Source organism: Candidatus Similichlamydia epinepheli (assembly GCF_003056015.1).
The window spans coordinates 1-14233 of the sequence record NZ_PPEU01000020.1 but is presented as its reverse complement, the minus strand read 5'-3'; the positions used below and the strand labels follow the sequence as shown (position 1 = coordinate 14233).

Below are 14233 nucleotides of genomic sequence, written 5' to 3'. Positions count from 1 at the left end.
ATTGGTTGCTGCCCCATTTTTACCAGGAGTTGATAGATCAAATGAGTCAACTCGAACAAGAAACATTGATACCGATCAAGAAGCAGGGCGAATTCAGATAAGGCAAGAGGATCAGGACGCACTTCCTGTTTCTCCTTCAAGCACTCGAAGAGCTTCAGAAACAGAAGAAAGCGAATTAGAAATCGAACTAGAAGATGGCTCACCGGAAGGCAATCCAGGAGATATCCAAGACTCTCAAGAAGGCGGAAGTCCAGCTATCAATAGGACGAATGATCAAGATGTCCAAGAAGGCGAAAGCGCAGAGATCAATCAAGGAGATATCCAAGACTCTCAAGAAGCTTCAAGTACAGCAACCAATGAAGAAAGCATTCAAGAGCTTCAAGAAGGAGTAAACACTACTTCCTACGATCTTAGAGACAGAATCCAAATCGCTTTACACGGTCTTCAGTCTGCTGGACAAGCAGCTGGGTCCTTGATCTCCCAAGTTGGACAAGCTCAAGCCGCATCCGTAGAGATGGAAGTTCTGGAAGTGCAAAGAGGTGCAATGAAGGCGATTTCCATGCTTGATGCTTACATGCAACTAATTCAATCAAGCATCAAAAATGCTTCTAAAGACCAGAAAGAAGTTTTTAAAGAAGCTGAGGCGGTTCTCTCTTCTATCGAAGATCGAGCTTCTTCTAGGCAAGATTCATCTTTGAGAATTTTCCGAGCCTAACATCTTATGGCAACTCTCTCATCAAGCGATGCAACAAATGAGTTTCTATCAAAAGAATTTCTTCCTTCTGACCTCCCCATCACATCTCCTGATGTTGATTTTCCTATTGGTCAGAATGAGGAAGCAACGATAGAAGCTCTTTTTCGATCAGGCCAACTCTCGTTTGATCCAATTCAGAAAACATATTTTTTCGTCATTCGCGAGGCAGATCCAACCGAAATCGCTCCGCTACGCCCTATTCAAATTGGTGTAAAAGAAGAGCGAGCGAAAATTTATAAAGATACGATCGTCTCAACACTGGAGCCTATTCAACTTCTTTCTATTAAGCCCTCTCCACCTCCTTCTACGTCATTCCATACTGAAAACGTTCTCTATTCAGAATTGCCTTCCCCATCATCACATGAGCCAAACGCTTATCTGACAACGAGCGACCTTGGGCAGCTTCTTTCAATCCTTCGTCACTTAATGGAAATACGAAAGAGGATGTTGTCTGAAGAAAATGAGTTCCTTAACAAAGTGTCGGAACAGATCATTGACTCCAGTCAAGCACGTTTAGATGCTATTGATACTAAGATTGATGGAGAAATTGCACTTGCACAAGCTAGATATACCGCTGCAATTGTTGCAATTGTCGGATATTCTCTTTCACTCGCAGCTATAGGAATTGGAGCCTTGGGGGCTCTTCTAGATCGTAAACCCAGCCAGAAAAAGATCTCTGAAGTGAGGAAAAAAAGACAAATTAAAACAGATAAACAACAGAAAAAAAGTGAAGACGACGAACTTCAAATTGAATTGGACCGTGAAGATAAAGAGTTAGACAAAGATGAACTATCGATAGAGCTAACTAGAACGCGAGATGGGCAACTGGAGGTTGATCTAGAACGTGAAGAAAGAACGAAAGAAAAGAAGGGCATATCTCCATCTGACGAGAAAATTCTTCAGGAAAGGAATGAATCATTTGCCAAAAGAAATGCCTTTTGGAAAGCTCTACTTGATCCCTCAGTTATGCCAATTTTCATACAGGCTGTTGGAGAGGCTTCTAACGCTGTACGGGATGGCATGAGTGTTGATGCAACCATTCAACAAGGGAAAGGAGAGGCCCAAGAAATTATCACAGAAACATGGCAAAAATTTGCTTTTAAAGAACTCGATAGCCTAGAGGCAGAACAGAAAGAACAGGGCGAGGAAATTTCCTCTCTTATTTCTATAGCCAGAAGGTTAAGCCAAATCTCCAGCCAAATTCACCGACAAATATTTAGGGCTTAATTTTTATAAAAAAATGTAAAAAAAACATTTTGATTGATATAGGTACCTCTTGAGTGCCTGAAGGCGCAATAGCCACCCCAAATTTGTCCTGACTTCTCGAAACAGATACGCTTTGCAACAAAATAAGAATCGACGTTGTTCAGGTCATTAGTTTGAGACTATAACCTGGTATAGTATGATCGAGAGACTGTTAGCTATGCTTTCGGCAGATTTGGACGACCCCGGCATGGTTGAGTTTGTTCATCATTTGGAGTGGAAAGTCCACCTCGAGGATGAAGTCTCGGTCGATTTGCGATGTGTTGATGGACGTCTTTTGTTTCAGGTGTCGGTTACTAATCTCACACGACCCAATACAAGCCAACTCATCGACATCCTCTCAGCAAACTGTTTGGGACTTGGAACGTTAGGGAATGTTCTTTGTCTTGATAGGGAAGGGGTTACTCTCCTTTTGATCAGACGTGAATCTCTGTCCGTTGCTTACAGGGAATTTCTGGACGCTTTAAAAGACCTCATCTCTGCAACAGTTTTTTGGAGGCAACGACTGGCATGAAACAAAGTAAACTGTTTGCATGCCTGGCTTGCTCATGAACTTGGACAGTACGGCAGGGACGATTCTGACAACTGACACAACAGTTTTCAATGATAACTGCAGTAGAACGGCGGTAGGATGAATGGCAACGAATCTATCAGAAACCAATGGAGAGAACGAGAAAGAGGCATCTCTTCAAAAGAGAAGACCTCCCTCCGATGATTTGCTCCATGGCAAACAAAAAGGGGGGGCTTCTGGAAAGGGCCCAAAGCCTGAAGGTAGCTTGCAAGAGTTTTCATTTGAGGAGTTTGTTTTTTCTCCTTTTGCAGTTGAGTCACGATCTGAGGTTTGGGCCTTACATGTTTTGGACGGTCCGAACAATGGGGCTCAAACGTTTTTGGATTCGGGACGCGACTATCTAATCGGTCGTGATGCGGATGAATGCGACATCGTACTGCTTGATCCACGTATATCTAAAAAACATCTTCAGCTTTCAATAAAGAAGAATCATCAAGCCTTTATTAAGGACCTTTCGAGCACTAATGGGGTTACTGCCAATGGGAAGCCATTACAAGAGCAAATCGAAATTGACGGTAGCGTGGTTTTAGGGTTAGGCTCTTCTTCGATTCTCATCGTCAACACTCAAAAACCGCAAAGAACTGTTGTTTTACCCTCAGAGCAAGAACTTCGAGAGATTCTGGAAAAGACGACTGGGAAGCCTGTGACAGAAGGCGATGCGGCTTCTGCTCTATCATTCAATAAAATAAAGTATCTTCTTATCGGGATAGCATCCTTAACGTTTCTCCTTATAATATCTCTGCTACCTACAGGTAATGTTGAATGGGATCGCCCATCCGTAGATGTATCCGCAATTGAACAAATCTTAAAAGATCAAACATTCTCATATGAATTCAATGAAGAACGTCGAGAAATAGTTTTATCTGGCCATATTCACAAACAGGCGGATCGTGAAAGGATCCTAGCCCAGCTAAGTGACCTAGATTTCATGGAAAAAATAGATGCTCAGCGCCTTATCATTGATGAGCTTTTGTGCCGTGAATTCAACGTAGTGCTTATGCCTCAATGGCCAGGAGTCTCACTAGACTGTGAACAGCCAGGAGAATATATCCTTGCTGGGTTCGTAGACACACAAGAATTATATGAACAGCTTGAGCTATACCTTCAACTAAATTTTCCGTTTCTATCTAAATTGAAAAAGAAAATCCTTGTAGAAGAGAAACTTCTCGAAAGACTCAACGCAGATCTACAAGAGTTAGCCCCCAATCGATTGGCTGCAGAATTAATTGACGGAGAACTAATTGTTGCTGGTAGAATATTTGGCGAAGAGGAAGAAAAAGTTGATCAATTGGTCTCAGCATTCCAAGAAAAGAGCCGTTATAAAACTGTCCGAAAGGGTCTCGTGAACCAAAAAAGTGAATTTTCCTTGCCCAAGGGTTCGATTGACTCTTTGAGTCTTTCTCAAGATATAACCTCTCGTTACCAGGTCTCTGGATTTGTAAAAAAAGGAAAAGGGATTCAAGTCTATATTCGAGGGAAGTCGTATGGCCAAGGTGATAGCCTAGACGGTATGAAAATACTATCTATTGAAAATGAGACCATTCTACTCGAGGGTGACACAGGATTGTTCAGAATTTCCTTCTCCACCAAATAGAGCTGAATATGATGAAAGAAATTCTGTCTCTTTGCCGAGAAGACCTTCATCTTTTTCTTGAGGCAGGCGTAACTCTTACCACTTGGCGCAATGATAAAGGAGCACTTAAGTTAATTACGGCAGCTAAAATCTTGGCACCTGACAGCTTGGTCCCTGATTTATGTTTGTCTCATCTATCAATGCAAAGGATGAACTTCACTGCCGCCATTCGAGCCTTGGAACGTGTTTTGCATAACGATCCTGAGCATCCACTTGCTATGGCTATGATGGGTGTTTGTTTGGCCTTTTCACCAAAAACCCAGAAAATCGGCGTAGAGCTTATCCAGGTTGCCAAACAAAAGACTGGCGATTCGGAAGTTTTACGTATGTGTGAAATCGCCTCATCATGGATTGAAACAGATCGTCGATTCAAAGAAGAAGAGTCTCTTCTCATTCCAAAAACAGAGAAATAAAGATGTTTGGGCTTGAAAAAGAGTTAGCAAACTCCAAAAAATCACCCGAAAAGGGCATGAAAGGACAAGTAAAAGACCATAAAGAAAGGTCACGAATTTTGCAGAGAATCGAGAAAAAAATACGGCTTCTCAAGAAAAATCTTACCCAGGGGACCGCCAAGGAAGACTTTTCGAAGGTTAACGCCTTATTGGAAGGGTACTTAATTTTACAACGAGTATTTAAAGATATCGAGTAAAAGAGCACTCCTGCAAAACTTCTTTCTCCCAATCAGAGAAAAGAAGAAGCTTCCACTAATGTCCTTAAGAACAAATTGTTTGATTGGAATAGGTAATACTTCTTAAATAGGAAATAAGGCGACGGACTTTTTCTCCGCCTTTGCTTTCGACAGTGGGGGAGATTCTGTTTTGCATGTTAATTTCGTCCTGAATACAGGTTAAGTATGTTAACACAACATTGCCCTTCACAGGGCGCATCGATAGCGAACTGGAACTCGCCACAAGGAACGCAGGATTTATTCTGTGACGCTAATAAGGCTCCCAGCGGAGACACTCAGGGCTTTCTATTTCAAAGGATGGTTGAAGGAGCAACGACACAAGCTACGCAAGCAGTTGCTCTAATTGCCCCTGAGGAAATAGTTCGCAAATTGGAAGAACAAAAACGAAGAAGACAGCCCTCTGTCCTTCTCGCAAGAAAGAAAGCTAAAAAAGGAATGCTAAACAATGCCCTTCTCTCTCGTTTCGGAGGGCAACCTAGCAAAAGACAAAAACAGCGACTCTCACAAAAAGAATCTTCTGTAACGAAGGAAACGAGACTCGCTGAAAGTTTGAAAAATATTTTTGGACGATTTTGCGGACTGATCGTGAATTCAGAGCGTGACCTTTCAACATTAGAAAAAGAACTTACTCATATGACTCAAAAGGATTCGGCCTGGCACCCTGCTCAGCTTTACCTAGTGCAAGTACGCGTGTCGCATCTTTCGCAGAAGGTTGAGTTTTTCACAAGTCTAATGAACAAAGCTCTTGAATCCAGCAAGCAAATCATGAACACACAGATCTAAAAACAATATATAGCGGCGACTACAAATAGCTACGCAAACAGAGGGATCGATTTTTCAAAGGCAACGCAGGGAATTCCCTAAAGTCGTTTTTTCTGTCATCGGTCAATAGTTTTCAACGTTAAGGGAAGATTGTTATATGACAACAGCAACAACAGCAACGTATAGCACCGCGTATTCGGGCGCAAGAGGAACATTAGCAACAGCAGGCCTATTCGAACTAGCTGTAGAAAACTGGGGGCAAACCGACGAGGCATTTGGAGCAGTCCCGATCACAAGATTGTTCCAGATTATCGGAGGCCAGGGGCAAGTCATCACCCACAAACTATTGGCTCTCGAAAACGACGGAGGAGCTAACCTTTCCGTAGCAGGAATGTTTGAATTGCAGCTAAAGGTGCAACGTCTTTGTCAAATGACAGAAATGGGAACATCTCTGACGACTGCAATAAGTGGTTGCCTACAGAGCATTGCCCGTAACACCAAGTAAGCCATTTTACTTAACCTAATAGATTTGCTTGCATACATTTTCCTTCCCGATCTGAAATTGGAAAACTTGTTAATTTGAATTGAATTGCTTTTTGATTTGCACATCGAAAGACATCTTATTCCATAGATCTTTGAGAATCATATTATAGAACTTTTGGAGTTCTACAGATTTGTCAAGTTTCCCAGTATTTAGATTTAGAATATGAAAGGAAAAGTTACCCATGGATTTTCTACAGAGGCTTTCTGAATCACCAGATTCACGCAGATTTATAAGTCTACCAGCCATTGAAGCAGATGGTCGCTTCGTGGAAGTAGTTGGAACCGTTTCCGACAATGGAATACAAGAAAAATTATCTCATTTTGCATGGTTTGGAGGGGATAATCTTTTCGCTGCAGCGACTAATTCCTTAGAGGAAGAGGAGGTTCGATGCGGTTGTAGCACTGCTAGAAGGCCCTTTGAAGCACCATACGCTGGAGCAAGAAACAGCCTAATTCAAAATGGAGTCTTTGAACTGGCTGTGACAGACTGGGATATGGAAGATGAGGAATTTGGAGACATACCAATCACAAGAATGTTTCAACTGATCGGTGCCCAAGGACAAGTTATAACCGATAGCCTTCTAGAGATAGAGAACGACGGTGGAGATGCCCTCTCTGTTGCTAGTATGTTTGAGCTTCAATTGAAAGCGTCACGCATTTGTCAGGTAACGGAGCTAGGAACGGCCTTTACAACAAGCCTAAGCAATTGCATCTACGATCTAGCTAGAAATACTAAAGCTTCTGCTTAAAATAGAAATGTTTCACTAACAAATGTACACTAAATCGATAAATTATCAATTAGTTATGGACAAGACATTGCACGGAAGAGCGAGATCGTTTTAGTCTGTCTATAGACGACTTGCCTTCTTGGTATGCTTATCGACTTAAGATAGAGAAGAGAAGAATCTGACATTTGCTACTCTTGTTAGATTTCAGGTCTTTAGATTGTAGGAAATGTCACTCATGGACTTTGCTCAACACCTATCAGAGGCTCTTGACCTGGAAAATGTAGGATCTTCTCTGAACCTAAATGAGGTCAACGGACGAATTACTCAAGTCCTCGGGATGTTGATCAAGGCAGTCATTCCCGAGGCTGTTATTGGCGAACTTTGCATGATACGAAGAGAAGGGGCACCGCCCCTTCGTTGTGAGGTTGTAGGCTTTACAAAAGACGAAGTCCTTCTCTCCCCTCTTGGAGAAATGTCTGGGATAGCCCCATCATCTGAGGTTATTCGGATGAGGAGGCCTCTCTCAGTCAGAGTAGGCCCTGGGCTGCTGGGGCGAATCTTAAATGGCTTGGGGGAGCCTATTGACACTGAGCAAAATGGACCTTTAAAAGACGTCGATATTGTTTACCCTGTCTATAAGAACCCCCCAGACCCGTTCAAAAGAAAGCGAATTGAGAGTCCTATTTCAGTAGGTGTTCGTTGCATTGATGCCATTCTTACATGTGGAGAGGGACAACGTTTAGGGATCTTCGGAGCTGCTGGTGGTGGAAAGTCGGTACTTATGGGCATGATCGCCAAATATTCACACGCAGATGTAAACGTAGTCGTTCTAGTGGGTGAGCGTGGGCGAGAGCTTCGTGACTTCATAGAAAAAGATCTAGGCAAGGATGGATTAAAAAGATCAGTAATTGTTGTGGCCACTTCTGATCAGCCTTCTCAAGTCCGAATGAACGCGGCTTATGTTGGAACTGCCATTGCTGAGTATTATCGAGATCAAGGCTTGAAGGTAATCTTGATGATGGACTCAGTGACACGTTTCGCTCGTGCGATTCGTGAAATTGGCCTTGCAGCTGGAGAGCCTCCCGCACGTGGAGGCTTCACACCCTCTGTATTCGCCACTCTTCCTAAATTGATGGAAAGATCAGGAAACTCTGACAAAGGCTCGATTACCGCCTTCTACACAGTTCTTGTTGCTGGAGATGACATGAATGAACCGGTTGCAGACGAAACACTCTCCATCCTAGACGGGCATTTTATTCTTTCGGCTGATCTGGCACGAGTGCAACACTATCCTGCGATTGACGTACTACGTTCTAAGAGCCGTGTCATGAATATGATAACAGCAAAAGACCACCAACAGGCAAGTGTGAAACTTCTAGAAGCCCTAGCTATATACAAGAAAAATGAACTCTTGATTAACATGGGCGAATACAAGCGTGGAACAAACCGTAGTATTGACTACGCCATTGATAGAAACGATTCTTTCAATCGGTTTCTCAAACAATCAAGTGACGACCGATCTACCCTTGAAGAGGCGATTAAACAACTCAAAGGGCTCGTTCGTTAGGCCTTTCTTTTAGATATGATTGAAAACAACACTCCAGTCGTATATCCCTTAGAGCAAGTTCTTGCAGTGAAAGTTAGGCGCTTGGAAATTGCAGAACGGGAAATGAATGAAAAGAAGAAGATTCTTGAAGAAGAGCAAGAAAAACTCCTTCAAACAGAACAACAGAGAGATGAAGTCAAGCAACACCATATAGAAAAATTGATGCAATTTAGAGAGATTCTCGATCATGAAACTAGAACTAATGAAGTTCAACAGGCCCGAAATTATATCGACCTTGTAGCAGATAAATTGCGTACAGCCGAAGAGCGCGTTCAAAAACAGAAGCAGCAGTGCGACGCAGCTCAGTTAGCATTCGATGAGGCAAGAAAAAATTGGAAACAGCGCCGCAAAGAGGTAGAAAAAATTGAAAGCCAACGTGAGAGTTGGTTGCGCGAAGCCATCAAGGAGTACAGAAAGGAAGAGGCCAAGGAACTAGAAGAAGTCGGCACGCTTATGTATCTCTCAAATCGTCTTAAAAATAACCACGATAATATTTCACTCTTCTGAAGGTTGGAGATTAGATCTCTCCCCGTCTTCACTTTCTTCATCTTTTAAAAGATTCCGCTTCTATTTCTCGTTTCTTTCCAAAGTTACCAACTTTCATTTTTCTTATGGAAGGTTTCCCATGCAAACAAGAAGCAATAAGAAAAGCCTTCTGCTATAGTCGACCTGGTCTCCGTTAATCGCGTCGATTTGATTCGACCAGAAAAATTTAAGTTTTCCAATTGAAAAAAAACGCTAGCCGGTGAGGTATCGATGCCTGGACGAGAATTCATATTGAATTGGAGTAATACACAATCGACTGAACCTAATGCTGTTCCCAATTGCTCATCACTGCCTTTCGATCCCCAAAAATTAGCAAAGAAAACAACTCCTGCTTTTGACATTCGTAATTCAAAAAACTTTACACCACATGGGAAAGGCAAATCCCTTTCTAAACACAAGAATACCAAGAAAAAACAGACAGAAGAAGCTTCAAACTGTTCATTCAACCCATATTTCCTTCACTTACCTCCAATTGACTACGAGCTTACACTCAACGAGACCGAAAGATCTATAGGGGGTATATCTTGCGATGAAGGAATCACAGAAGAATCTATTAGAATGAATCTCGTAGAGGAAATGCGAGACTCTCTTCGGCAAATGATTGAAACACCATCACCAAGTAATAATTCTGGTGATCAAATTGAATTAATTTTAGATCCTACAATAGAGACTCCAATTGAGATGGAAAAAACGGATCGAATTGACGTACCAGAAGGTGAGGTAGTCGATTTGGACATGTCCGACCCAGATAGTCTACAGCCACTCGAAGATATTGAAGTAGAAGACCAGGGAACAATAACACCGATATCGCTCGAATGGGAGGAGAGTGACCCACAAATATCAATTTTATCAAGTGAGATAGAAAATGAACGAACAGATGAGAGTTACGATGAAGAAGAGCCACTTGACGATCAGAGTGACTCTTTCCACACTCCATCAATTTTAGAAGGGACACATTCGGCATTCACCCCATCTGAGGAAGTCACTACATCTCCTATTGGTGAACATTCGGTTCATATTGATAACCTATACTCTCTAGAAGGACTTGCAGATGTTGTTCTTCAGACACATAAAGAAATGGGCATAGAACAGAACATTGAAATCGAGATACCTCTAACAGAAGCTGGAGAATCGATTCATATGACACTCACAACTTTTCGAACGGCTCCAACTGAATACAATCTTTCCTTGACAGGCATACCCCCTTCAGCAGTTGTGTGGGCGCTAAAAAATAAATCTGCTCTTCTTAATCGACTCGCTTTATGCGGCATTCGAGTTCACCAGCTCTTGATTTCTGAATCGCGCGATAAATGCAGAGCCCCCACTATGGGGAAACGTTCAAAGATGAAGCGAGTCGAGCGTACCGTTTTCAAAAAACGTACGAATTAAGGGGTCGATCTCGAACATAAGTAAATGTGTTCGATAGAACCTTGTATCGAATAAGGATGGGATTGTGTCAGATTGGTTGGAAGAACTTACCCAAAAGCTTCTAGGAATGAACAGTCAAAGAGAGTTGACAACGGTTCGGACCCCTGAAAAAGAGGTTCTCGTAGCAAACGGACTTTTTTCAAAGGCTCCTTTTCTCAGCTCCTATCGGCTTCAATTTTTGTCTGTACAGAAAAGTGGCTTAGAAGGGTTAGGCCCTACGCCTTGCTATGCACGTGTTGAAATCAGTGGAATTGCGGACAGCGCTCATCTATTTGTTCCTTATGACCACCTCAAATCTTTGTGTGGTAACGCATTTGGGGAAGCAGCAGCAGAAGATTCAGATTTTCTTAGCGCCTTTTTCAAGTTTTTTCTAGTTGAATATCTATTCCACATGCATAAGCACCCACTTTTGATGGGTTGCTCTGCGTCTCTTATTGAGTGTCACATTGGAGTAGCTCTTGAACATTTCAAAACATTCAAACCAGCATCGTCCGTTGATCTTATCTGTTTAACTGAAAATGAATCTGTTAGACTTCCGTTACGAATTATCTTTTCACCTGCTTTTGAAGCGAGCTGGAGAGAAAAATGGAAAACCAGTGAAGGAGCTCAAAACGAATATCTGGACCAAATCAAAAAGTTTCCTGTCAATCTGCAGCTTCAAGCGGCCTTTGTCGAGTTATCACACAATGATATCGCACAACTTGAAGTTGGAGACTGGATAGTATTGGAGAAGGTTGGATTTGACTCATCTCAACCTTATGTTACAGTCATGATTGTTGCTGAAGGGATCCAAATCGGGGTCGGAACTTTTAATGGGGAAGAGCTAAAAATACGAGAATTGTCTCCATCTCCCCAACAAAAAGCACTACAGCAGAGAGGAAGGCAATCTCAAAATCCACGGATGAAATAGCCAACCTGCTTCATTGAACAATGATCTAAAAATTAAGGCAGTTCGTTTATGCTTTTAGCAGTTGAAGTTGCACAGTTTCTCACAGATATGGAAACAATTCTAGAAATGAAAAATGGGTCTACCTTGCCATCTACGCAAATTAGTTCTTCGCGAATTATTCTGTTACTAGATGGCAAGAAAATAGGGTATGGAGAAGTTCGTAGAGTTGGAACTACATGGGGCATTCAAGTCACAGAACTTTCAACAAATCCAACTCATTCACCTCAATCATAGGAATAAGACTTATAAAGCATATTCCTCATCACTAAAAGAATGGATCTGTTTTCGATTTCCATTAACTTATCATGCCAAACAACTCATACGCCAACAAGCTATTCTCTTGCTTAAATCAAATCACATCCCAAACCTGGAGAGGATCGTCCCTGAGCTTCTCCCAGATGATTTGTCGTGTCTGCCGACATATTGGTTGGAAGGACTCCCCTCCTCGCTACTAATGAGACAAAAAACGATTTCTATTGAAGAGAGGATGAAATGGATAGTGTCCCTTGCAAAAACACTCCAATCTCTCCACGATGCCGGAATTGTTCATGGCGATCTACAACCAGAAAACATCATAATTTCTAGAGAGCAACCTCTACTGATCGACTTCGAGTTGTCCTTCCACCTAAACCAAATACCGTGCTACACTTTTGGAGGAACCGGCCCCTACATGAGCCCTGAGGTGCGTTTGGGAAAGCGATGCGAGAGACAGTCAGAGCAGTATACATTCGCCATTTTAGCTTACGAGTGGATCACTTGTAATTTTTGTTTTGGTTGTCCAGATCTTTTTAGGCTTCCGTGTGAGATGCGTGCTCCCTTTCAACAAGCTCTACAAATTAGACCATCTCATCGATTTCCTTCGGTTCTTGTCTTCGCAAGAGCTCTTCTGTCGTCCTGGGCCGAATGTAACTTGTGCAGAGGTGATTTTTTTCAAAATTCTTGATAATAAGAATTCTTTTATGTCAAAGAGGGGCTTGTGTCCCTACTACCCTAAGGTGTCCTCCGGAGGATTGTTCTGCAGATGTTTAATACGCAACTTCCAGAAAAACCTAGATCATGGACCCTAGAAGGGCTGTCAAAAAGATTTTTGATTTCCTCTATCTTTATTTTGCAATTACTCTTTCCTAGTTGGAAGTGGGCAAACACTGTTCCTAAACTAACAACACAAGAAGGATATCTTGTTCAATTTTCAGATATTTCACTTTCTGAATTTGTTAGATTCGTTAGCGATATAACTGGGCATAATTTCGTATACTCTGAAGAGGATCTGAAGGGTCGAATCACGTTAACTGCTGAAAGACAAATCACTTCAGATGAATTACTCAACCTTCTGTTTAGGATCTTACATGTCAACAAAATGGAAGTCTTCAAAGACAACGAACACTTTTTAATTTTTCCTCTTTCGAAAGCCAAGCTAGTTCCACCAATATTTCACTCAGATGAAGCGATTGTAGATGGCAATGGTCTGCTTGCAACAAAAGTATTTCATATCCAGCATGCTAATATTAATAAGATTCGAGATCTTATTTCGAAGGTAGTTAGCCCAAATGCTTTGATTGAAATTTTTGAAGAGACTCATTCTTTAATTGTGAATGATATTCAGGAAAATATCGTGCGCATTGAGGAGCTATTAGAAAATTTAGATATCGACAATTTCGATTTAGGGTTTCAGACTTATTTTGCAAAAAAGATGAGTGCTGACCAGTTGAAGGAGATTGCAGATTCAGTTCTTCCTCCTTTTACTAAAGGCTTTGACATGACTATTGTTGCAAGCCCGGTGACGCAGGCCGTGCATATCGTTGCAGCTAAGAGTCTACTCCCTAAAGTTCTGTCAATCTTGAAAGGAATAGACATTGAAGGCGGTCTAATTCAGAAGACAGATACAAGCATGTCGTTCACAGAACAACAAGAAGAGAGAATCGCTCAAACCGCTTCCAAATTAATAAAAAACATAGAAGCGACATTTGGCGAGAAAATTAAAGAAAAAAAAATAGAACGAGAGCGTCTTGTCTTGGAAATAGAGAAAGGACAAGAGAGGATACGAGAGCTAGAAGAAAAGATTGTTGCGATTGAAGGTCACATCGAGCTTCGAAAAGATCTCGACGAAAAAAAGAGCTCATCTTTAGAGCAAAAAGATGATGAGGAAACGAAAGAAGAAGGGAAGGCAGATGAAGAAGATCCTCTCTCTCCCGATGATCAAGTAGAAGTGGCTAATCTGAAGGAAGAGCTAAATGCAGTACAACTGCTTTATGGTACCAGCAAAGTGTCTTTAAATGAATGTGACAAAGAAATTTGCGCTCTGCAAGATGAATTGGTATTGGTTCGCAAATATCTTCCCAATGAAAATGTCGAGGAAGATGTCAATTTAGATGTCAAACCATCCTCTCCTTCTTCGAACAATCAGATAGATGAAGATCTAGAGAAAGATAATTTCGATCCATACGCCGTTAGGTTTGAGGGCATGGAAGAATTAGCCCTGCTTAGAGAAGAACTAAAGGAAATTCAACAACTAAACAAAAGTAAAGAAGAGGCTAAAGAGGCAGAGGTCAAACAAGACGGCCAAATTCTTTCTTACAGGATTCAGTATAAAAATGGGAAATCTCTAACGGACGCTCTCAAAGAATTAAGTAAGAACTTGAGTGACAATAAGCTCGCATCGAACTCTTTAATAACTGCACTGAATAGCGCACAACTGATCGAGTCAAATAACCAGATTCTTTTCTTAGGGGACAGATACACTCTGGAGCGTGTACAAGATATTT

The 14233-nt window shown here is 41.7% G+C and carries 16 protein-coding genes; all 16 read left to right on the top strand.

Annotation, left to right across the window (positions count from 1 at the left end):
- On the top strand, positions 1-715 hold a 715-nt coding region (locus GCCT14_RS02095; RefSeq protein ID WP_157952484.1), incomplete at its 5' end, for a hypothetical protein.
- Between the two features lie 6 nt (positions 716-721).
- On the top strand, positions 722-1981 hold the full coding sequence (locus GCCT14_RS02090; RefSeq protein ID WP_108624029.1) for a hypothetical protein: 1260 nt from the start codon (positions 722-724) through the stop codon (positions 1979-1981).
- Positions 1982-2207: 226 nt separating this feature from the next.
- A complete protein-coding gene (locus GCCT14_RS02085) occupies positions 2208-2531 on the top strand; it encodes a type III secretion system chaperone (RefSeq protein WP_204592934.1) in 324 nt (107 codons plus the stop codon).
- A gap of 121 nt (positions 2532-2652) precedes the next feature.
- Complete coding sequence (gene sctD, locus GCCT14_RS02080; protein ID WP_108624027.1) at positions 2653-4182, top strand: type III secretion system inner membrane ring subunit SctD; 1530 nt, start codon at positions 2653-2655, stop codon at positions 4180-4182.
- Between the two features lie 11 nt (positions 4183-4193).
- Positions 4194-4634 (top strand): tetratricopeptide repeat protein, encoded by a 441-nt coding sequence (locus tag GCCT14_RS02075; protein WP_157952482.1) that lies wholly within the window; start codon positions 4194-4196, stop codon positions 4632-4634.
- Positions 4635-4636: 2 nt separating this feature from the next.
- The gene (locus GCCT14_RS02070; RefSeq protein WP_108624025.1) at positions 4637-4870 is read left to right on the top strand and encodes a DUF5398 family protein; all 234 of its coding nucleotides are present in this window, start codon (positions 4637-4639) and stop codon (positions 4868-4870) included.
- Positions 4871-5074: 204 nt separating this feature from the next.
- On the top strand, positions 5075-5692 hold the full coding sequence (locus tag GCCT14_RS02065) for a hypothetical protein (protein ID WP_108624024.1): 618 nt from the start codon (positions 5075-5077) through the stop codon (positions 5690-5692).
- 136 nt (positions 5693-5828) lie between these two features.
- Positions 5829-6176, top strand: coding sequence for a DUF5407 family protein (locus GCCT14_RS02060; protein ID WP_108624023.1), 348 nt, complete (start codon positions 5829-5831; stop codon positions 6174-6176).
- Positions 6177-6396: 220 nt separating this feature from the next.
- Positions 6397-6963 carry a DUF5407 family protein gene (locus GCCT14_RS02055; protein ID WP_108624022.1) on the top strand — a complete coding sequence of 189 codons (567 nt, stop codon included), beginning with the start codon at positions 6397-6399 and terminating at the stop codon, positions 6961-6963.
- Between the two features lie 214 nt (positions 6964-7177).
- Positions 7178-8509: a type III secretion system ATPase SctN gene (sctN, locus tag GCCT14_RS02050; protein WP_204592933.1), complete on the top strand. Its 1332-nt coding sequence runs from the start codon at positions 7178-7180 to the stop codon at positions 8507-8509.
- Between the two features lie 15 nt (positions 8510-8524).
- Positions 8525-9055 carry a type III secretion T3S chaperone gene (locus GCCT14_RS02045; protein WP_108624020.1) on the top strand — a complete coding sequence of 177 codons (531 nt, stop codon included), beginning with the start codon at positions 8525-8527 and terminating at the stop codon, positions 9053-9055.
- A 249-nt stretch (positions 9056-9304) separates the two neighbouring features.
- Complete coding sequence (locus GCCT14_RS02040) at positions 9305-10483, top strand: hypothetical protein (protein ID WP_108624019.1); 1179 nt, start codon at positions 9305-9307, stop codon at positions 10481-10483.
- Positions 10484-10547: 64 nt separating this feature from the next.
- Positions 10548-11432 (top strand): hypothetical protein, encoded by an 885-nt coding sequence (locus GCCT14_RS02035; protein WP_108624018.1) that lies wholly within the window; start codon positions 10548-10550, stop codon positions 11430-11432.
- A gap of 48 nt (positions 11433-11480) precedes the next feature.
- On the top strand, positions 11481-11705 hold the full coding sequence (locus GCCT14_RS02030) for a FliM/FliN family flagellar motor switch protein (protein ID WP_108624017.1): 225 nt from the start codon (positions 11481-11483) through the stop codon (positions 11703-11705).
- A complete protein-coding gene (locus GCCT14_RS05530) occupies positions 11620-12414 on the top strand; it encodes a protein kinase domain-containing protein (RefSeq protein WP_108624016.1) in 795 nt (264 codons plus the stop codon). The genes GCCT14_RS02030 and GCCT14_RS05530 overlap by 86 nt, the downstream gene beginning before the upstream one ends.
- A 78-nt stretch (positions 12415-12492) precedes the next feature.
- Positions 12493-14233 (top strand): secretin N-terminal domain-containing protein (locus GCCT14_RS02020; RefSeq protein ID WP_157952480.1); only part of this gene is annotated, 1741 nt, incomplete at its 3' end.